General features: G+C 48.3%; 20 protein-coding genes, 2 rRNA genes and 1 riboswitch. Of the genes, 3 read left to right on the top strand and 19 right to left on the bottom strand.

Features of this window, described 5'->3' with window-relative positions; translation table 11 throughout:
• Nucleotides 1–6 precede the first annotated feature (6 nt).
• The 5 genes from pcrA to AC1WMD_RS17875 all read right to left on the bottom strand — a co-directional run bounded on the left by pcrA (nt 7) and on the right by AC1WMD_RS17875 (nt 6176).
• On the bottom strand, nt 7–2202 hold the full coding sequence (gene pcrA / locus AC1WMD_RS17895) for a DNA helicase PcrA (RefSeq protein ID WP_494258134.1): 2196 nt from the start codon (nt 2200–2202) through the stop codon (nt 7–9).
• A gap of 60 nt (nt 2203–2262) precedes the next feature.
• On the bottom strand, nt 2263–2949 hold the full coding sequence (gene pcrB, locus AC1WMD_RS17890) for a heptaprenylglyceryl phosphate synthase (protein WP_043903434.1): 687 nt from the start codon (nt 2947–2949) through the stop codon (nt 2263–2265).
• A 99-nt stretch (nt 2950–3048) separates the two neighbouring features.
• The gene (locus tag AC1WMD_RS17885) at nt 3049–3375 is read right to left on the bottom strand and encodes a YerC/YecD family TrpR-related protein (RefSeq protein WP_043903433.1); all 327 of its coding nucleotides are present in this window, start codon (nt 3373–3375) and stop codon (nt 3049–3051) included.
• A gap of 16 nt (nt 3376–3391) precedes the next feature.
• On the bottom strand, nt 3392–4357 hold the full coding sequence (locus AC1WMD_RS17880; RefSeq protein ID WP_494258137.1) for a DUF3048 domain-containing protein: 966 nt from the start codon (nt 4355–4357) through the stop codon (nt 3392–3394).
• Between the two features lie 73 nt (nt 4358–4430).
• Entirely contained in the window at nt 4431–6176 is a 1746-nt protein-coding gene (locus AC1WMD_RS17875) for an adenine deaminase C-terminal domain-containing protein (protein ID WP_494258133.1), read from the bottom strand.
• A gap of 97 nt (nt 6177–6273) precedes the next feature.
• Between AC1WMD_RS17875 and AC1WMD_RS17870 the strand changes: the two genes are divergently transcribed.
• Together AC1WMD_RS17870 and AC1WMD_RS17865 are read left to right on the top strand one after the other, a co-directional pair.
• Nucleotides 6274–6519, top strand: a complete 246-nt coding sequence (locus tag AC1WMD_RS17870) for a YgaP family membrane protein (protein WP_494258132.1) — start codon at nt 6274–6276, stop codon at nt 6517–6519.
• A 50-nt stretch (nt 6520–6569) separates the two neighbouring features.
• Entirely contained in the window at nt 6570–6674 is a 105-nt protein-coding gene (locus AC1WMD_RS17865) for an EYxxD motif small membrane protein (protein ID WP_494258131.1), read from the top strand.
• Here AC1WMD_RS17865 and purD read toward each other — a convergent pair.
• From purD to purE, 12 genes are all read right to left on the bottom strand, one after another.
• Nucleotides 6628–7920, bottom strand: coding sequence for a phosphoribosylamine--glycine ligase (purD, locus tag AC1WMD_RS17860; RefSeq protein ID WP_494258130.1), 1293 nt, complete (start codon nt 7918–7920; stop codon nt 6628–6630). The two genes, AC1WMD_RS17865 and purD, sit on opposite strands and share 47 nt — an antisense overlap.
• 15 nt (nt 7921–7935) lie before the next feature.
• Entirely contained in the window at nt 7936–9474 is a 1539-nt protein-coding gene (gene purH / locus AC1WMD_RS17855) for a bifunctional phosphoribosylaminoimidazolecarboxamide formyltransferase/IMP cyclohydrolase (RefSeq protein WP_043903429.1), read from the bottom strand.
• A 17-nt stretch (nt 9475–9491) separates the two neighbouring features.
• Complete coding sequence (gene purN, locus AC1WMD_RS17850; protein WP_043903428.1) at nt 9492–10061, bottom strand: phosphoribosylglycinamide formyltransferase; 570 nt, start codon at nt 10059–10061, stop codon at nt 9492–9494.
• Complete coding sequence (purM, locus tag AC1WMD_RS17845; RefSeq protein WP_043903427.1) at nt 10058–11098, bottom strand: phosphoribosylformylglycinamidine cyclo-ligase; 1041 nt, start codon at nt 11096–11098, stop codon at nt 10058–10060. Before purM ends, purN begins: the two co-directional genes overlap by 4 nt.
• Nucleotides 11099–11113: 15 nt before the next feature.
• Nucleotides 11114–12526, bottom strand: a complete 1413-nt coding sequence (purF, locus tag AC1WMD_RS17840) for an amidophosphoribosyltransferase (protein ID WP_494258129.1) — start codon at nt 12524–12526, stop codon at nt 11114–11116.
• A complete protein-coding gene (gene purL / locus AC1WMD_RS17835; protein WP_494258128.1) occupies nt 12502–14730 on the bottom strand; it encodes a phosphoribosylformylglycinamidine synthase subunit PurL in 2229 nt (742 codons plus the stop codon). The genes purF and purL overlap by 25 nt, the downstream gene beginning before the upstream one ends.
• The gene (gene purQ, locus AC1WMD_RS17830) at nt 14714–15400 is read right to left on the bottom strand and encodes a phosphoribosylformylglycinamidine synthase subunit PurQ (RefSeq protein WP_494258127.1); all 687 of its coding nucleotides are present in this window, start codon (nt 15398–15400) and stop codon (nt 14714–14716) included. Before purQ ends, purL begins: the two co-directional genes overlap by 17 nt.
• Nucleotides 15397–15651: a phosphoribosylformylglycinamidine synthase subunit PurS gene (gene purS / locus AC1WMD_RS17825; protein WP_017434419.1), complete on the bottom strand. Its 255-nt coding sequence runs from the start codon at nt 15649–15651 to the stop codon at nt 15397–15399. The genes purQ and purS overlap by 4 nt, the downstream gene beginning before the upstream one ends.
• Complete coding sequence (gene purC, locus AC1WMD_RS17820; protein ID WP_186003940.1) at nt 15639–16364, bottom strand: phosphoribosylaminoimidazolesuccinocarboxamide synthase; 726 nt, start codon at nt 16362–16364, stop codon at nt 15639–15641. The genes purS and purC overlap by 13 nt, the downstream gene beginning before the upstream one ends.
• 79 nt (nt 16365–16443) lie before the next feature.
• The gene (purB, locus tag AC1WMD_RS17815) at nt 16444–17739 is read right to left on the bottom strand and encodes an adenylosuccinate lyase (protein WP_043903422.1); all 1296 of its coding nucleotides are present in this window, start codon (nt 17737–17739) and stop codon (nt 16444–16446) included.
• A complete protein-coding gene (gene purK / locus AC1WMD_RS17810; RefSeq protein WP_494258126.1) occupies nt 17736–18890 on the bottom strand; it encodes a 5-(carboxyamino)imidazole ribonucleotide synthase in 1155 nt (384 codons plus the stop codon). Before purK ends, purB begins: the two co-directional genes overlap by 4 nt.
• The gene (gene purE / locus AC1WMD_RS17805) at nt 18874–19362 is read right to left on the bottom strand and encodes a 5-(carboxyamino)imidazole ribonucleotide mutase (RefSeq protein ID WP_043903420.1); all 489 of its coding nucleotides are present in this window, start codon (nt 19360–19362) and stop codon (nt 18874–18876) included. The genes purK and purE overlap by 17 nt, the downstream gene beginning before the upstream one ends.
• A 112-nt stretch (nt 19363–19474) precedes the next feature.
• A riboswitch (purine riboswitch) is annotated at nt 19475–19576 on the bottom strand.
• A 143-nt stretch (nt 19577–19719) separates the two neighbouring features.
• Here purE and AC1WMD_RS17800 point away from each other — a divergent pair.
• A complete protein-coding gene (locus AC1WMD_RS17800) occupies nt 19720–20160 on the top strand; it encodes an Hsp20/alpha crystallin family protein (RefSeq protein ID WP_043903419.1) in 441 nt (146 codons plus the stop codon).
• Nucleotides 20161–20363: 203 nt separating this feature from the next.
• Here AC1WMD_RS17800 and rrf read toward each other — a convergent pair.
• Both rrf and AC1WMD_RS17790 read right to left on the bottom strand, forming a co-directional pair.
• Nucleotides 20364–20480: ribosomal RNA gene (gene rrf, locus AC1WMD_RS17795) — 5S ribosomal RNA — on the bottom strand.
• A 229-nt stretch (nt 20481–20709) separates the two neighbouring features.
• Nucleotides 20710–20940 (bottom strand): 23S ribosomal RNA (locus AC1WMD_RS17790); the annotation flags it as partial.

Here is a 20940-nt window from a genome sequence, read left to right as displayed (position 1 = left end):
CTTTCTTTACACTTTTGTAATCGGAGCAAACTTGGCAAGCAGCCGTTTAATGCCAATCGGGCTTGGGAAGGCAATGTCCAATTCCTGGTCTTCCCCTTCTCCGCGCACGCTGACCACCGTGCCGATTCCCCATTTTTTATGGTCTGCTTTATCGCCAACTTTCCACACCGTCGTCCCGCCGCCAGCCGATCCTAAGACCGGCGTACGGAAACCGGTATGTTTTGTTGGGGAAGCAGCGGCGTGCAATGTCCGGCGGTTGACGGTTTCGATTAATTCTTCCGGAATTTCGCCAATAAAGCGCGATACCGGATTGACATGGATATTTCCAAACAGCGTGCGCATTTGCGCGCTCGTTAAAAACAACTCTTCTTCCGCGCGGGTAATGCCGACATACGCGAGACGGCGCTCCTCTTCCATCTCGTCCTCATCGTTAAGCGAACGGTTATGCGGAAAAATTCCTTCTTCCATTCCGATGAGAAAGACAACTGGGAACTCCAATCCTTTTGCGGAATGAAGCGTCATGAGCACGACGGAATCTTCGTTATTACCATTCGTCTCATTGAGCTGGTCAATATCCGAAATTAACGCCAAATCCGTTAAAAACGCAATAAGCGACTTGTCCTCACTCACATTTTCAAAATGTTTGGTGACCGATAAAAACTCGTCAATGTTTTCCAAGCGGCTTTGCGCCTCCAGCGTTTTTTCCGCCTTCAGCATCTCGCGGTAACCGGACTTGTCCAACACTTCTTCGACCAGCTCGGTGACGGAAACGTATTCTTGCAGCTGTGCCCATTGTTCGAGCTGGCGGCGAAATTCCAGCAAGGAAGCGGCAATGCGGGCAGAGAGTCCAATATGCTCCAGTTCACCGAGCGCTTCAAATACCGATAATCCGTTTTCGGAAGCATAGCTTACGATTTTATCAAGCGAAGACACGCCAATGCCGCGCTTTGGCACATTAATGATGCGTAGCAAGCTAATATCATCATTCGGGTTTGCAATGACGCGCAAATAGGCCAAAATATCTTTAATTTCTTTACGGTCATAGAACTTTAAACCGCCGACAATTTGATACGGGATATTGGACTTGAGGAATACTTCTTCGATGATCCGCGACTGGGCATTCGTGCGGTACAAAATAGCAAAATCGGAATAGCGGCGTTTTCCGCCATCGACATATTCTTTAATTTTGCCGGCGACAAATTGCGCTTCATCTGCTTCATTCATCGCTTCATAATAAACGATTTTCTTTCCTTCCGGATTTTCCGTCCAAAGCCTTTTCGGCTTACGGTTGATATTGTTTTCAATGACTTCGTTTGCCGCTTGCAAAATCCGCTTGGTGGAACGGTAGTTTTGCTCAAGCAAAATTACTTTCGCATTCGGATAGTCCCGTTCAAACGATAAGATGTTTTGAATATCCGCGCCGCGCCAGCGGTAAATCGATTGATCCGCATCGCCGACAACGCATATATTTTGAAAGCGCGCCGCCAACATTTTGACAAGCGTATACTGCGCACGGTTGGTGTCTTGGTACTCATCAATGTGAATATATTGGAATTTATATTGGTAGTACTCCAATACTTCCGGCACGCGTTCAAACAGCTGAATCGTCGTCATAATTAAGTCGTCAAAATCAAGAGAATGGTTGCGCAAAAGGCGCTGTTGGTATTCTTCATACACTTCACTGACGACTTTTTCATAATAGCTGCCTGCCCGTTTGGCAAATTTCTCTGGAGTGAGCAATTCATTTTTCGCGCTGCTGATCGTGCCAAGTATGTTGCGCGGCTCAAACTTTTTCGGGTCGATGTTTTCCTCTTTTAAAATATTTTTAATTACCGAAAGCTGATCGGTCGTATCGAGAATGGAAAAATTGCGGTTGATGCCGATGCGGTCAATATCGCGGCGTAAAATGCGGACGCACATCGAATGGAACGTGGAAATCCATACCTCTTCCGCTGCGCCGCCTAACAGCGCCTGCACGCGTTCTTTCATTTCCCGAGCCGCTTTGTTCGTAAACGTAATCGCTAAAATATTCCATGGGGCCACATGCTTTTCTGCCATTAAATAGGCAATCCGGTGTGTTAATACGCGCGTTTTTCCGCTTCCCGCCCCCGCCATAATGAGAAGCGGCCCTTCCGTCGTTTTCACAGCGGCCTGCTGCTCCTTATTTAAATTAGCCAGTAATTTTTCCGACAAAAAATTCACTTTTATCACCACCAGGAAACATATGTTCTATTTTACACCAATTTTTGCGCCCTGACCAGCTTACTGCTTTACCGCTTTGACCGTGGCCAGCGCTTGGTCGATGTCTTCGTAAACGATGTTGCCCACAACGACCGTATCAGCGTGTTGCGCCATTTCTTTCGCTTGTTTTGCTGTTTTAATCCCCCCGCCGTAAAACAGCTGTGTTTTCATTAATACTTGTTTGACGCGCTCGACGAGCTGCGGATCTCCGTAAACACCGCTATATTCCAAATAAAAAATCGGCAAGTGGTACATATGCTCAGCGATACGCGCATACGCAACCACATCTTCTTCCCCAAGCTCCGTGTTCGCCGCGGTAAGCATAGCCGCTTTACAATGTTTATGTAAAATGCAATACCCTTCCATCCATATTTCATCCCAATTCATGATGTCGCCAAACTGTTTCACCGCTTCGTGATGCAGATCGATGATCCATTTTGTTTCGCGGCTGTTCAGTACCATCGGGATAAAATAAAAATCAAAACCAGGAGTGATAGACTCTAGATTGGAGATTTCCAAAACACATGGAACGGAAAAGCGACGGATGCGCCCTAACAGCTCTAGTACATTTTCTAATGTAACGCCGTCCGTTCCGCCGACAATAATGGCGTCGGTCCCTGATTCACAAACGCGTTCAAGATGTTCATCGCTAATTTCTTTATTTGGGTCTAGCTTAAATACGTGGCGCCACTCGCGAATATCATACATATGATAAAACCCTCCATTGATTTATCCATTTCTTCATTATAACAAATCGACAAAAAGAAAAGGAGTTCCTTTTCATTGGAAGGAATCTCCTTGCTTTCATTAGGCGTTGTGCGCTTCTTCGGAAGGTTGTTTTGTTTCTTCTTTAATGCGGTCTAATGCCATCGCATACGCATCGTTCCCATAGTTTAAGCAGCGTTTGACGCGCGAAATCGTTGCCGTGCTTGCTCCTGTTTCCGTTTCGATTTTATGATACGTATAGCCTTCGCGAAGCATGCGTGCCACTTCGAGGCGCTGCGCTAACGACTGAATTTCGTTAACCGTACATAAGTCATCAAAAAAGCGATAGCACTCCTCTAAATCGCGCAAAGAAAGAATCGCTTTAAACAGCTGATCTACTTCTCTGCCGCGTAATTTATCAATTTGCATAAATGGAGACCCTCCTTTACCATTTTACTATATTTAAGTCGGGAACGACGTTGATCCATGTTTTCCCCGGTACAAAGCCGATTAAGTTGCCATTTATAAACGGCAAAATGCGGCCATCGACATTTTTCCATTGTATTTTTTGTACCACGCCATTTTGGAATAAGTAACCGTCTCCCCCGGAATCGAGATCAATACTGCGCCGCCCCGCCGCATCCATCACCCGGTGCTTGGCGGCAATGACCATGATATTTTGCATGGCGATCGGGTCATGCGTATCATAATCGACTGTTTGCTCCCCTGCGCTATAGCGATAATAGCTTTTTTGAGCGGGGACATACTTGTACTGCACTTGCGCATAGCTGCGATGCGAATACGTAATCGTAATGGTTTCCGCCTTCTCCCCTGTGGCAGTATCTTGGCGAAATGAAAGCGGCTGGACATCGTCTTGCAGCGCATAGCCGTTTTCGGCTGCCCCTTTTTCAATATTAGCAAATGTAATATAGGAATTATGCGGCGCTTTACGGAACGAAGCGCGTTTAAACAATGTTCCGTCATAAAACAAGCCGTTTAAATAATCCGTCGTTCCATCTTCCAATAAGGCTTTTGCCTCTGGACTCCAGCCATGGCAAACATAGATCGCATGATAGCCATTGCTCAAATCAATATAGTAGTCGCGCGCACTGCGTATTGGACCTACTTTTTCTGGAAATTCGCTCTGATATAATGCTAAAAAGCGCGTAATATCCCCTTCTGCCAGCACCTCATAAACGATATCTGCTTTTTGCAGTCCTGACTGCGGCCGCGCTTTTGGATGATTGTTTACCATTACCGCAACAACGCGATGGTTCACCGCACCTTCCGCTGGCAGCCCGGTTAGCGGAAACACTTGCTGTTTGGAAATGTCCTGTTGTTCTGGTGTTTCCACGGGTGCCGGTTTCGGCTGAGAGGCTTGTTGTTTTTCTTCATGCATACAACCGCCCATGAAAAGGTACAGCGCACTAAACGCAACCAACCAACGTTTTTTCACCAGTCACACAACCTTTTTCTTTTCTATTTTAACGCATTATCGACGGAAAGAGTACTGTTTTGTTCATTACATCATAAATTCCTCGTTGTGTTATACGTACATACGGTAAATGTGTCGATTGCAAAAAGAATAGCGAATAAACTGGGTCAACAAAACGATAGCCGCGCTGCTTTAATAGTTCAACGAACTTTTTCTCCTCATCAATCAGTTGTTCTACGCTTTGTTCCGATGTCATGCCACTGAGGGATAGCGGAATTTCGTGAATGATTTCGCCATTTTCCACCAGCACAATTCCGCCGCCGATTTCACCCATTCGTTGGAAAGCAAGAAACATATCCTGCTTGCTTTTTCCGATTAAAATAATATCCCCTGTAGTCGAATAGGAGCTAACAAGTCCGTGAACACGAGTAGCAAATCCTTTCAATATCGTATTGACACGCCATTTTCCATGGCGGTCGATAAGCACCAAAAAGCTTTCATCATGATCCGTAGACAGTACATCGCGAGAGGTGTCAATCGAAATAGAATATGGTTTCATAATAACCGAGTTTTGCATATGCATTCCCATCGGCATTGAAAAATGCAAGTCGTCCATCGATAAATTCCAAGATAGACGAAGCGGTTCAATTCCGTAGTCGTTCCACGATATCGATGGCCATGTTATCGAGCCGTCTCCCTCCCGCTTTACCCACTGTCCTTTTGCAAGTACTTGCACAGGAGTCGGGTCTTCTTTCGCACGTAAAAAGTTAATGTTTGCTATTCTTCCTGTCGTAATGCTGCCGTGGAGATGCTCGATTCCGTAATGACGCGCGACGTTCACCGTAGCCATGTTGTAGGCGTCAATGACAGGAACACCATGATCCAACGCAATACGAATCAAACGGTCGATAACTCCATCCTCATAAAACGCTGGCGGCGAACCGTCTGTCGTAAGAATCAACTTATCATACTGATGAATGCCAAGTTCCTTTATTTCTTGGAGAAGTACCGGTAAATCCGGGCGAATGGACGAATGGCGCAATGACACGGTATATCCGTGCAAGAGCCGCGTATATACTTCTTTCCCTGTCATCGCTTCATGATCGCAATCAGCGCCAAGCAGCACCATTTTTGTAAGCGTTTTCTCAGAAGCACCAGGAAAATGGCCTTCAATTTTTCGTTTCATCCGCTTTGCTTCTTGAATCCAATGGAGCATAAGATCGTCTCCAGCGAGAAGCTTCGGCCATCCTGTTAACTCCCCGCCTTGCAATACCGTTTCTTGTTCGAGCCACCGTTTTATTCTGGCGTTGGATAACTGTTCTTCTTCTCTCTCCAGCTCCGTCTGTCCATCAAATCGGCACCACCAGTACATCGATGATGGAAGCGTATTCATTTTCTCCAACAAAGAAAACGCCTTGCTATCTGACAATTGCAAAATAAGGAATAAATTATCGTTAATCAATGTTGTCGTTCCATATTTCGATGCATAGTGCGCAAACGTATGGGGATTATATAACTGAAATGGATGTGCATGCGGTTCAATATAGCCAGGAACTAACACATAACCGCTGCAATCAATGATTTCGCATTGATCATCGACCCGATCGGGAAACCGTTCCCCGACGTACACAATTCGATCATGATATATCCAAATATTTCCTTTTAACCATTCGCGAAAATATGAATGTAAATACGTGGCATTCGTTAACACTATTGTCGGCGATTTTTTTCCGTCAATAATCGCGGCATGTTCACGTAGTTCATAACTTTTCCAACGATAACGTTGTTCGCTCATATACACCCCGTCCCCTTTTTTTCCTAATCATGCCATATAATCATTTTACCGTATTAAAGTCATTTTCACAATGAAAAATAAGGAGGAAAAAATACCAATGGCAAATATCGGTATTGTAAATGCGCTTATTCGCATCACATTCGGGCTAACGATGCTTGCATGGGCGACGGCAAAAATGGTAAGACGTCCTTGGTGCACCTCTTATCTTATTGTCGCGTTGCTCGCTGCCATGAAAGTAGGCGAAGGAATCACCCGTTTTTGTCCAATGACTGCTTTATTTGAAAATTATCGCCATGAGCAAGCGATTCGCATAAAAGAGAATGCTACAATCAATCCTACGTAAAAAGACTGGCGTTTGCATAACGCCAGTCCGTTCAAAGGAGTGAAATAAACATGTTGCTCGAATACATGACAGATATGTCGTTTGTACTTGCTGCTTTGGTTGGCGGCATTATCGCCCTTGTGTTTGTCTATGTGCGCCGGAAGCGCGTTCGATAGCCCTTTTGCCGATGTCACGGCGGTAAAACAGCTGGTCGCAAGCGATATGGGCAATTTGCGCATATACCGCCTTCTTTGCCTGCTCGAGCGTCTCCCCTCTCGCCGCCACAAGCAGCACGCGGCCGCCGTTTGTATATAAAGTGTTATTTTCCATCTTCGTTCCTGCGTGAAACAATAATGTTTTTTCCTCTAGCTGATCCCAGCCGCTAATAACCGCTCCGCGTTCATATGCCCCTGGATATCCTTTCGCTGCTAGCACCACGCCGATGACGGCCTCATCCGACCAACGAAGTTCGATGTTCCGCCCTTCCATGACGGCGGTGATCACTTCAATAAGGTCACTTTCTAACCGCGGCAGCACCACCTGCGCTTCCGGATCGCCAAAGCGGGCATTAAACTCGATCACTTTCGGGCCTTGGCTTGTTTCCATTAATCCCGCGTACAATACTCCGGTGAACGGTCGTCCTTCCGCCGCCAATGCTTTTGCCATCGGCTGAAGGATCGTGGACAGCGCGGTTTCCACCGTTTGCTGGGAAATTTGCGGCACTGGGGAGTATGCTCCCATTCCGCCCGTGTTTGGCCCTTCATCATTGTCATATGCGCGCTTATGGTCCTGAGCAATTGCGAGTGGATAAACACGTTCGCCATGGACAAACGCCATAAACGAAAACTCTTCGCCTTCTAAGTATTCTTCCACGACCACTTTTTTGCTCGCATCGCCAAACTGATTTTCGATCATCATCACATCTAGCGCCTCGATGGCCTCAGAAAGTGTCGCAGCGACAATCACGCCTTTTCCTGCTGCCAATCCGTCCGCTTTAATGACGATCGGCGCGCCTTTTTTCTCGACATATGCTTTCGCTTCCTCATACGAAGTAAAGGTCGCATGTTCAGCCGTCGGAATGCCATATTTTTTCATCAACTCTTTGGCAAACGCTTTGCTTCCTTCAATTAACGCCGCGTTTTTACGCGGGCCGAAAATAGGCAATCCTTCCGCCTCGAAACGGTCGACAATACCGGCAAGCAGCGGCGCTTCCGGACCGACAATCGTAAGATCGATGCCTTCCTGCTTGGCAAAGCCAACAAGCGCGTCGATGTCGTGTTCGTCAATCGGAACAAGCTCCGCCACTTGCGCGATGCCCGGATTGCCCGGGGCGGCGTATAGCTTAGTAACAAGACGGCTTTGCGCGGCCTTCCAGGCAATCGCATGCTCCCTGCCGCCGCGGCCGACAATCAATACTTTCATGGCGCTCCCTCCAACTTAATGTTTAAAATGGCGAATTCCCGTAAAGACCATGGCAATTCCGTATTCATCCGCTTTGCGAATGGAATCGGCGTCACGAATTGAGCCGCCCGGCTGGATGATGGCGGTAATGCCGGCTTTGGCCGCCGCTTCAACAGTATCGTCCATCGGGAAAAACGCATCGGAGGCAAGCACTGCCCCGTTTGCTTTCTCTCCCGCCTGTTCAATCGCGATTTTCGCCGCGCCGACACGATTCATTTGTCCGGCGCCGACGCCGATCGTCATCCCGTCTCTCGCCAACACGATGGCGTTCGATTTGACGTGTTTGACCACCTTCCAGGCGAATTGCAACTGTTTCCATTCCTCTTCTGTCGGTTCTCGCTTCGTCACGACTTTCAAATCAGCGTCATCAAGCGTGTGCGTATCCGTTTCTTGTACAAGCAGCCCGCCTTGCACGGAAACAAACATTTTTTCTTTCGTCTTTGTAGCCGCGAAATCCACTGTCAAGAGACGAATGTTTTTCTTTTGCGTTAAAATCGCGAGCGCCTCATCGCTAAAAGATGGAGCGATGACGATTTCTAAAAAGATTTCGTGCATTTTTTCGGCCGTCGCTTTATCGACTTCGCGGTTTAAAGCGATAATGCCGCCAAAAATCGAAGTCGGATCAGCCTCGTACGCCTTTAGGAACGCTTCATAAATCGTCGCGCCTGTGCCGACGCCGCACGGATTCATATGCTTCACCGCCACTGCTACCGGTTCGGTAAATTCTTTTACTAGTTGTAGTGCGGCGTTCGCATCATTAATGTTGTTGTACGATAACTCTTTTCCGTGCAGCTGTGTTGCTTGCGCAATCGAGAAAGAGGCACCGAGCGGTTTTTTATAAAACGCCGCTGTTTGATGCGGATTTTCCCCATAGCGCAATGCTTGTTTTTTCTCGAAAGTGACCGTTAATGTTTCCGGATATTCTTCTCCTGTTTTGTTGGTTAAATATTCGGCAATCATCGCGTCGTATGCGGCCGTATGGCGGAATACTTTTGCTGCCAGTTTCAGTTTCGTTTCTGCGGATACATCGCCATGTTCTTTTAGCTCCTGTATGACCGTATCATAGTCGGCCGGGTCTACGACGACCGTTACATAGGCGTGATTTTTCGCCGCCGCTCTCAGCATCGTCGGTCCACCGATATCAATATTTTCGATCGCCTCAGCAAATGTCACATCGCTTTTGGCAATCGTTTGTTGAAACGGATATAAATTGACAACCACTAAATCAATCGGAGTAATATGATGCTCATGAAGTTCAGCTTGATGGCGCTCATTGTCGCGGATCGCCAGCAGCCCGCCATGAATCGCCGGATGCAGTGTTTTGACGCGCCCGTCTAAAATTTCCGGAAACCCCGTCACTTCGGAAATGCCAATGACGGGAACTCCCGCTTCTTCCAACGTTTTTTTCGTTCCGCCTGTGGAGATAATTTCCACACCTAGTTCCACCAATTGTTTCGCCAGCGATACAATTCCTTCCTTGTTCGATACACTTAGCAACGCCCGTTTCACTGCCATGACTCTCTCGATCCTTTCTATTGATGTTCGAGTAATGTTTTTAATACAGCGGGATATAGCTCATGCTCCACTTCGTGAATCCGCTCCTCGAGCTGTTCCAGCGGCTCTCCGTCGTGAATCGGGACAGCGCGCTGTGCGATGATCGGTCCGGTATCCATTCCTTCATCGACATAATGAATCGTTACGCCAGTTACTTTTACCCCCGCCCGGTACGCCTGCCCAATCGCGTCTTTGCCCGGAAACGCGGGCAACAGCGATGGATGGATATTGACGATTTTTCCTTCATAGGCGTCAAGCAGCGTCGGACCGATGAGACGCATATAACCGGCAAGCGCGATGAAATCAATGTGATGTTTTCGCAGCTGGGCTAAAATCGCCTGTTCAAATTCCGCTTTAGAAGCATAATCTTTCGGCGAAAAAACGAACGCGGGAATATGCTCGCGCGCCGCCCGCTCAATGACTTTCGCTCCCGGCTTGTCGCATACTAATAGTGCGATGCGCGCCGGCAGCATCCCATTTTTGGCCGCATCGACAATCGCCTGAAAATTCGTGCCACTGCCGGAGGCAAAAACAGCAAGTTGTTTCATGCCATCGCCCCTCCAACAAATGAAACGCCTTTTCCTTGTTTCACGCGGCCGATAACATACGCTTTTTCTCCCATCTCTTTGAAAAGATCAGCCACACGATCTGCCACTTCGCGGTCTACTGCCAGCACCATGCCAATTCCCATATTGAAAATAGAAAACATTTCGCCGCGCTCTAGGTTTCCTTTCTCCCGCAGCAGCTCAAAAATCGGCGGCACCGGCCATGAGCCGTCGTCGATTTCCGCACCCAGCCCTTCCGGAAGCATGCGCGGGATGTTTTCGATAAAGCCGCCGCCCGTAATATGTGCCATTCCTTTAATATCAAATTGTTTCATCACTTGAAGAAGCGGCTTGACGTAAATGCGCGTCGGCTTTAATAGCTCTTCGCCGAGCGGAACCGTCAGCGGTTCATAGATGCGGTCCAGCTCCAGTTTCGCCTCTTCTAGCAGGACGCGACGCACGAGCGAATAGCCGTTGCTATGAAGGCCGTTAGAGGCCAGTCCGATGAGCACGTCTCCTTCTTGAATATTGCTCCCCGTCACAAGCTTTGATTTTTCCACAATCCCGACGGCAAATCCAGCGACATCATATTCCTCTTCTTCATACATCCCCGGCATTTCCGCCGTTTCCCCGCCGATCAGTGCACAGCCTGCCTCGGCGCAGCCATCGGCGATCCCTTTGACAATATCCGCGATTTTTTCCGGCACCGCTTTGCCGCACGCAATATAGTCAAGAAAAAAGAGCGGCTCTGCTCCTTGGACGACAATATCATTGACGCACATCGCCACACAATCGATGCCAATGGTATCATGCCGGTCCATCATAAACGCAATCTTCAGCTTTGTTCCCACGCCATCTGTCCCGGAAACGAGCACCGGTTCCTTATATCCAAGCGTCGATAAATCAAACAAGCCGCCAAATCCACCTAACCCGCCAAGCACTTCCGGACGCATCGTTTTTTGCACGTGGGGCTTCATCAAAGAGACAGCTCGATATCCTGCTTCAATGTCCACGCCCGCTTGTTTATATGCTTTTGCCACGTCAAGTCCCCCTTTTTATTTCACCGTCATAAACGGCAAACACGTTCTGCTGACATTGGTCGGGTAGCTTCCGGTAAAACAAGCCAGGCATTGCCCTCGTAATGGCAGATGATCTGGCCGACCAATCGCCTCTAACAGCCCTTCTTGACTTAAAAATGCCAACGAATCGGCGCCAATGATTTGCCTAATTTCCTCGACCGTATGCTTGGACGCAATCAGCTCTTCGCGCGTCGATGTGTCAATTCCGTAAAAACATGGATGCGTAATCGGTGGCGCGCTAATGCGGACGTGCACTTCCGTCGCTCCCGCCTCGCGAAGCATCGTCACAATCCGTCTGCTTGTCGTGCCGCGCACAATCGAATCATCGACCATCACAACGCGTTTTCCGGCGACCACGCCGCGCACCGGCGATAATTTCATTTTTACCCCTTGCTCCCGCAATGACTGGGACGGCTGAATAAACGTACGGCCGACGTAACGGTTTTTAATCAGCCCCAGCTCATACGGAATGCCGGTCGCCTCCGCGTAGCCGATTGCAGCAGAAATGCTTGAATCAGGCACGCCGGTGACAATATCCGCTTCTACCGGTGCCTCTAGCGCCAGGCGTTTCCCTAAATTTTTTCTTGCCGTATGAATGTTAATGCCATCCACATTGCTGTCCGGACGGGCGAAATAAATGTATTCCATGCTGCAAATCGAACGTGGCCGCGTCGGGGCGAACCGCTCTGAACGCATTCCTTCGCCACTAATGATAATTAACTCTCCCGGCTCGACTTCTCTTTCGTACGTGGCACCGATCACATCAAAGGCGCACGTCTCGGAAGCAACGACATAAGCATCGCCAAGCCTTCCGATCGAAAGCGGACGAAATCCGTGTGGATCAAGAGCGATGTATAGCTCCTTTTCCGTCAATAACAGGAATGCAAACGCTCCTTCCACATAAGAGAGCGCCTCTTTCACTTGCTCTTTGAACGTCGGCGCCTGGCTGCGGCGAATGAGATGGGCCAACACTTCCGTATCAGAAGTCGTTTGGAAAATGCTCCCCTGTGCCTCAAGCTGCAGTTTTAAATCGATCGCATTCGTGAGATTGCCGTTATGGGCAAGGGCAATGCTTCCCGTTTGCGAGCGGAACAGAAGCGGCTGAACGTTTTCATAGCCGCCTCCCCCTGCCGTTGAGTAACGGACGTGGCCGATCGCTGCCGCTCCGTTTAGCGCTTGAAGCGTATCGTTGTGAAACACTTCGGTGACAAGCCCCAACCCTTTATGGCCTTGCAGCGTTCCTTGATGGGCAACGATGATCCCCGCTCCTTCCTGGCCGCGGTGTTGAAGGCTATGCAAGCCGTAATATGTGAGCTGCGCCGCGTTTTCATGTCCCCAAATGCCGAAAATGCCGCACTCTTCATTTAATCCTTTGATTTCAGCAAGCATGGAATAGCCCCTTTCCACACGCTTCTCATTTCCGCGACGGAAAGTTGGATGACCGTTTCTCCGTTTGCGCCTTCAATAAGAAGCGTATCGTCGTCGGTTACCTCACCGATTTGCTTTGCTTCGACCAATTGTTCAAACGTTTCGCGATGTTCTTTTTTCACGGAAACGATAAAACGTGATTGTGTTTCACTAAATAGCTCACTAGTCACATCCCCAGCGATCGTGACTTTCGCGCCAAGTCCATCCGCACCCATCAAACATTCCGCCAAGGCAACAGCAAAGCCGCCTTCCGCGATATCATGCGCCGATGCGATCACCCCTGCCTGGATCGCCGTTAACAGTTGTTTTTGCCGCTTCGCTTCCACCGTTAAATCAATGGCTGGCGCCTGGCCAAAAATGCGGCCTTCAAGCCATTTTTGCAGCTCGCTTCCGCCAAACTCCGGCTGCGCTTCGCCGATGACATAAATGAGATCGCCCGCACGTTTAAATGATTGCGTCGTAATATGACGAATGTCTTCAATAAGACCGACCATTCCGACAATCGGAGTTGGATAAATCGCTTCTCCGTTCGTTTCGTTATATAAGGAAACGTTCCCGCTGATGACCGGTGTTTCCAACGCACGGCAAGCGGCGCTCATTCCATCGACCGCTTTTTCGAGCTGCCAGAAGATTTCCGGTTTTTCCGGGTTCCCGAAATTTAAGCAGTCCGTCAATGCCAGCGGTTTGGCCCCGGAACAAACTACATTTCTCGCCGCCTCGGCTACGGCAATTTTCCCGCCGGTTTCCGGATCTAAATAAAGGTAGCGCGAGTTGCAGTCCGTTGTCATCGCCAGTGCCTTATTTGTGCCGCGAATGCGCACGACGGCCGCATCTGATCCCGGCGCAACTACCGTATTGGTTCGCACCATGTAATCGTATTGATCATATACCCATTCTTTGCTGGCGATCGTCGGCTGCGCTAGCAACGCCAGCAACGTTTTTGCATAGTCGGTGACAGCAGGAACGTATGGCTCCATCGCTTGGAACTCGCGATAATAAGCTGGTTCTTTTGCCGGTTTATGATAGACCGGCGCATCCTTTGCCAAGGCGTCTACTGGAATTTCAGCGACGACCTCGCCGCGGAAATAGAGGCGGAGCATTTTATCATCTGTCACTTTGCCGATCGCTTTTGCTTCCAAGCCGTATTTGGCGAACAAATCGTAAATTTCTTGTTCACGTCCTTGTTTGACGACAAGCAGCATCCGCTCCTGCGATTCCGAGAGCATCATTTCATACGGCGTCATGCCCGCCTCACGCTGTGGCACAAGATCCAAATTCATTTCAATGCCAAAACCGCCTTTGCTCGCCATCTCCGCCGAAGAGCTCGTCAACCCAGCCGCGCCCATATCTTGAATACCGACAAGCGCATCGGATTTTACTACTTCCAAACAGGCTTCGAGCAATAATTTTTCCATAAACGGATCGCCGACTTGCACAGCGGGCCGTTTCGTCTCGGATTGTTCCGTCAACTCCTCCGAAGCAAACGTCGCACCATGGATGCCGTCACGCCCTGTTTTCGCCCCTACATACATGACGGTGTTTCCTACCCCGGTTGCCACGCCGCGTTGAATGTCTTCATGGCGAATAATACCGACGCACATCGCATTGACAAGCGGGTTGCCTTCATACGAAGGATCAAACTGCACTTCACCGCCGACGGTCGGAATGCCGACGCAATTGCCGTAACCAGCGATCCCAGCCACTACATTTTCAAATAAATACTTGACACGCGGGGACGTTAATTCCCCGAAGCGAAGCGAATTTAATAGCGCAATCGGGCGCGCCCCCATCGAAAAGACGTCGCGGATGATGCCACCGACACCGGTCGCCGCCCCTTGATACGGCTCAATTGCCGATGGGTGGTTATGGCTTTCAATTTTAAATGCCACCGCCAAGCCGTCGCCGATATCCACGATGCCCGCTCCTTCGCCCGGGCCTTGAAGCACATGCTTTCCTTCCGTCGGAAACTTTTTTAATACCGGCTTCGAGTTTTTGTAGCTACAATGCTCAGACCACATAACGGAAAAAATTCCTGTTTCCGTGTAGTTCGGCAAACGGCCCAAAATCTTTTCGATCATCGCAAATTCTTCGTCCGTCAATCCCATTTCCCGATATAATTTTTCGTCTTTAATCACTGTTGGACCTGGCTCAAGTAGTAATGACATGTGTTTCCCTCCAGTATTTCACGATCGATTGGAACAGCTTCAACCCGTCAGCGCTGCCAAGCAGCACGTCCACCGCCCGCTCCGGATGCGGCATCATGCCAAGTACATTACCTTTTTCATTGACAATTCCAGCAATATCGGCTAAGCTTCCATTTGGATTTTCACCGTGATAGCGAAAAACGATTTGCCGATTTTCGATCAGCCGCTTTAGTGTTGGTTCATCACAATAATAATTGCCTTCGCCATGGGCGATCGGGATCGTAATGATTTCGCCTTGTTCGTACGAAGACGTAAACATCGTTTCGTTGTTTTCTACTTTTAACGACACCGGGCGGCAAATAAATTTCAAACTGTTGTTGCGGCGCATTGCCCCCGGAAGCAGCCCTGCTTCGAGCAAAATTTGAAACCCGTTGCATACGCCTAATATCGGCTTTCCATCCTCCGCCGCTTTTTGGACCGCTTTCATGACGTTGGAGAAGCGGGCGATCGCTCCGGAGCGAAGGTAATCGCCGTATGAAAATCCTCCCGGCAACAAAATCGCGTCAAAACGGTCAAGACTTTCCTCATCATGCCATACGTATTCGACTTCTTCTTGCAACTCATCGGCAATCGCATGATACATATCAACGTCACAATTGGACCCTGGAAACACGATCACAGCAAATTTCACTGCACGACTACCTCCTCAATTTCATAACGGTAGTCTTCAATAACCGTATTGGCCAACAGCTTTTCGCACATTTCCCGTACCAGTTTGTCGATATCGCGGTCGCTTTTCTCGATGACAAGCTCCATAAATTTTCCGATCCGGACGTCCTGCACTTCCGTATACGATAAGCTATGAAGCGCTCCTTTGACCGCCGTTCCTTGTGGATCAAGCACACTTTCACGCAACGTTACATAAACTTTTACTTTATACATGCTGATTCTCCCCCTAATCGTTGTAAAATCGCTTCGTATGCATCCGTTAAGCTTCCTAAATCGCGGCGGAACACGTCTTTATCCAACTTTTCGTTCGTTTCCATATCCCACAGGCGACACGTATCCGGCGAAATCTCATCAGCAAGCAATATGTCTCCTTTTGCATCGATGCCAAATTCCAGTTTAAAGTCAACCAATCGCACCCGCCGCGCGGCAAAGTGCTGCGTTAATACTTCATTGACCTTGAAAGCCATTTCCTTCAAAACGGCAATTTGCTCGGAAGTGGCCAGCTTTAATATGGCGATGTGGTCTTCTAATAAGAGAGGGTCGCCAAGGTCATCATTTTTGTAATAAAATTCGATAAGAGGCGTTTCCAAAGGGGTGCCTTCTGCGATGCCAAGCCGCTTCGCCAGACTCCCGGCCACCACGTTGCGGACAACTACTTCAAGCGGGATGATCGTCACTTTTTTGACAAGTTGCTCGGTAGCAGATATTTTTTGCAGAAAATGATTCGGAATTCCCGCCTCACAAAGCTTAGAAAAGAGCAAACTAGTAATTTCGTTATTTAAACGTCCTTTGCCAGCAATCGTCGCTTTTTTCTCTCCGTTGAACGCCGTCGCGCTGTCTTTATATTCCACCCATAACGTATTCGCCTCATCCGTCGTATACACTTTTTTTGCCTTTCCTTCATACAGCAATTCTAGTTTTTTCACCATTTCCAAAGCCCCCGATACAGAATATTGGCAATTTTCTTTAGTGCAGATCGGCAAGAAGCTACTTGCCGATCTGTCGTTACGCTAACCCTAACCGTGCAAAAATCGTATCGACATGCTTTAAGTGGTAACGATAATCGAAGCAATCGTCGAGCTGTTCTTTTGTCAAACGGTTTGTAATCCGCTCGTCCGCTTCAATCAAGGAACGGAACGGCACTTGTTTTTCCCATGCTTCCATCGCTTTCGGCTGCACTAAATCGTATGCTTCTTCCCGCGTCATTCCCGTATCAATAAGGGCGAGCAGGACGCGTTGCGAATAAATCAATCCTAACGTACGGTCCATGTTTTTCTTCATGTTTTCCGGGTAGACTGTCAAGTTCTTGACAATGTTCGTAAAGCGGTTGAGCATATAGTTTAAGGCGATCGTCGCATCTGGCAAAATAATGCGTTCGGCAGAAGAATGGGAAATATCGCGTTCATGCCAAAGCGGAACATTTTCGTACGCCGTCAGCATATATCCGCGGATGACGCGTGCCATTCCCGTCATGTTTTCCGAACCAATCGGATTGCGCTTGTGCGGCATCGCCGACGAACCTTTTTGTCCTTTCGCAAAAAACTCTTCCACTTCCCGCACTTCGCTTTTTTGCAGACCGCGAATTTCGACGGCAAATTTTTCAATTGATGTCGCAATCAGTGCCAGCGTCGCCATATAATACGCATGGCGGTCGCGCTGCAGCGTTTGTGTGGAAATCGGCGCTGGTTTCAATCCTAATTTTTCGCAAACATATTGCTCCACAAACGGATCAATGTTCGCATACGTCCCGACCGCGCCGGAAATTTTGCCGACGCGCACCATTTCCGCCGCTTGTTTAAACCGTTCTAAATTGCGCTGCATTTCCGCATACCATAATGCCATTTTCAACCCAAATGTTGTCGGTTCCGCGTGAACGCCGTGCGTGCGTCCCATCATGACCGTATATTTATGCTCCAACGCTTTCTCTTTCAATACTTGAATGAAATTTTCTAAATCCTTTAATAAAATTTCGTTCGCTTGTTTTAGTAAATAAGATAGAGCGGTGTCTACGACGTCTGTCGATGTCAGCCCGTAGTGCACCCACTTCCGTTCTTCGCCTAACGTTTCTGAAACAGCGCGCGTAAACGCCACGACATCATGGCGCGTTTCTTCTTCAATTTCTTTAATGCGCGCGATATCAAACGAAGCGTTTTGGCGGATGCGCTCGACATCTTCTTTTGGAATAACGCCAAGCTCGGCCCACGCCTCGCAAGCTAAAATTTCCACTTCGAGCCATGCTTTAAAGCGGTTTTCTTCCGTCCAAATCGCTCCCATTTCCGGTCTTGTGTAACGTTCGATCATACGTATTCTTGCCTCCGATCCTTCCAAATTTGCCATGAATTCACCATTTCCAGCGCGTCATCCACATGTTCGGCAAGCACTGTGACATGCCCCATTTTTCGTTTCGGTTTTGCCTCTTTTTTGCCGTATAGGTGCAAATGCGCCGCACCAAGTTTTCCAATGCTTTGCCGTATCGGCTCGACATGTTCCCCTAAAATATTGACCATGACTGCCGGCTTTAGCAAGGCGGTGCTGCCTAACGGCCAATTGCAGATGGCGCGGACATGCTGCTCAAATTGGGACGTCGCACAAGCATTAATTGTATAATGACCCGAGTTGTGCGGTCTAGGGGCAAGCTCATTAATATAAATATCCCCTTCTTTTGTCAAAAACATTTCGACTGCCAGCGTTCCGACTAAAGAAAAGTAATCGGCGAGCGTTTCCGCATAGCGCACCGCTTTTTTTGCGACATCCGCAGCGATACGCGCCGGGGCAATGGTCTGATGCAAAATATTATCGATATGAATGTTTTCAGCAACCGGAAATGCCGCCATCTCACCGAATCCGTTTCTTGCGACGATCACGGAAATTTCTTTGTCAAACGAAATCCAGCTTTCCAATACGCAAGGACCAACTTCTAACAAAGAAAGCGCCGCTTCGACATCTTCTTGGCAGCGAATCACGTGTTGCCCTTTTCCATCGTAGCCGCCGCGGCACGTTTTCAGCACACACGGAATGCCGATTTTTTCAACTGCCAAAGCAAGCTCTTCTTTCGTTTGTACTTCCGCATACGGAGCGACGGGAAGACCTGCAGCGACGATTGCCTGCTTCTCGGTCGCGCGATCTTGCGTGACGGCGAGCAACTTGCTTCCCTGCGGTACATAAGCGTGTTCAACGAGCCAATGTAAAGCATCAGCATCAATATTTTCAAATTCATACGTAATCACATCGCTTACTTTCGCCAGCTCTGCAATCGCCCCGCGGTCGCTATATTCGGCAGTAATTTCGATATCAGCCACTTGGCCACAAGGAGAATCAGGTGTTGGGTCGAGCACGGCGACACGAAATCCCATCGCTTTTGCCGAAAGTGCCATCATCCGCCCAAGCTGTCCGCCGCCAATAATTCCGATCGTCTGTCCGGGAAGAATTTGCTGCTTATCCAAGTTGATCACTACTTTCCATCACTTGTTTTCGTATTTGCTCTCTTCGCTCCTTTAATGCCTCCATGTATTGCGGATCATGAATGCCTAATATGGCAGCCGCTAAAAGCCCCGCATTTGTCGCTCCTGCCTTTCCAATGGCAACGGTGGCGACTGGCACCCCGCCTGGCATTTGCACAATCGATAAAAGGGAATCTAACCCGTTTAACGCTTTTGACTGCACCGGCACCCCAATAACAGGGATGGTCGTTTTCGCCGCTATCATTCCCGGCAAATGGGCCGCTCCTCCCGCCCCAGCGATAATCACCTTAATTCCTCTTTCCTCCGCTGTTTCGGCATATTCAAACATGTAATCAGGCGTTCGATGGGCCGAAACGACCTTTTTCTCATATGGAATTTGCAGTTCCTCTAATATATCGCAAGCATGCTTCATCGTTTCCCAGTCTGAATGACTGCCCATGACCACTCCAACAAGCGGCGGCATACGATATTCACTCCTTCATCATTTATAACAAAACCCAGAACGTACGTTCCCATTTCTTTATAAGGGAAAGTATCGCTCTGGGCACACTTCGACCATCTTGCCGTAAAAAAGCCAAACCGATCCTTTCCCTCATAGTCCAATAATTTACGGTTATTGGGTAGAGACTTTTGGGCCATATTCCCAAAATTATATGAGGGTTCATCCACACTATAAAGCTACTATTATCTTATCAATCTTTTTCATGGACTGTCAATAAAAATCGAACATTTAATTTATATATAATCTAAATGTTCGTGTTTTCTTCCTCACCAAACGATAGAGCAAACATATGATGAAATAGCGGAGGAGGGAGACATTGTGAAAGGGAACCCATTTGATCCGTTTTCCGATTGGACAAAACATTGGCAGCAATTTTTCCAAGGAGACTTTTGGGGGAATTTCCAATCATTTTTGCCAGCGACAAATAAACAACAATCTGGCATTAATATATATAAAAAAGACAACGAACTGCTGATCGTTGTCAGTTTGCCCGGATTAGAAAAAGTGGAAGACGCAGAACTTTATATATACTATAAAACATTAGAAATCAAGGCTAATATTAACTTAAACTTTAAAGGATTCGAGTTAGTGGAGGAAGGAATCTTTCAAGGCACATGGGAAAAAACGATTCCCCTTCCATTTGCAATAAAGGAAGACCGCATTGAAGCAACGTACCATAACGGTTTGCTGTTCATTCATCTGCACCGTCTGATTCCGGATGAGCAAAAAAAGAAAATCGAAATTAAAAAAGGGGAATAAAAAAGAGGATGTCCCGATATTTTTGGGACACCCTGTTCCAATGTTCCGTTTCCTATACTAAATCAAAAAGGGGGTCTAGGAAACGATGATAACGCTTCTAGTTTTGGGGGAGAGGATTTAAATGGCGTCATTAAAACTTTAATGACCTAATCAGAGATAGGCAAAAAAATTAGAGAACCCATTCAGCTCTCTAATTTTTGCCTGCCTAGCGACGACCTACTCTTGCAGGGGCGCTGGCCCCAACTACCATCGGCGCTGGAGAGCTTAACTTCCGTGTTCGGGATGGGAACGGGTGTTTCCTCTCCGCCATTGTCACTAGGCAAGCTGTTCAATTGGACATGTATTATTATATCCATCTGATCGATTTTGTCAAGAAGGAGTTCATTCCTTCAAAACTAGATAACCGTTTGTTGGGAAGAAGCCGGGCGCCTGCGCGCTGTCTAGCTCCGGACGCCATCGGCTCGCGACGCTTCGGCCCGTTGCGGCGGCAACAGCCTCCTCGCAGGTCTTCCAGCGCCCAGCGGGGCTAACCAGTCGCCTGCGCTTTTCGTGGTTAAGTCCTCGATCGATTAGTATCCGTCAGCTGCACGTGTCGCCACGCTTCCACCTCGGACCTATCGACCTCGTCATCTTCGAGGGATCTTACTCGCTTAACGCGATGGGAAATCTCATCTTGAGGGGGGCTTCACGCTTAGATGCTTTCAGCGCTTATCCCTTCCGCACATAGCTACCCAGCGGTGCCCCTGGCGGGACAACTGGTACACCAGCGGTGCGTCCATC

It is taken from the genome of Parageobacillus sp. NEAU-HV-2 (assembly GCF_059115485.1).
This window is presented reverse-complemented; position numbering and strand designations above follow the sequence as displayed.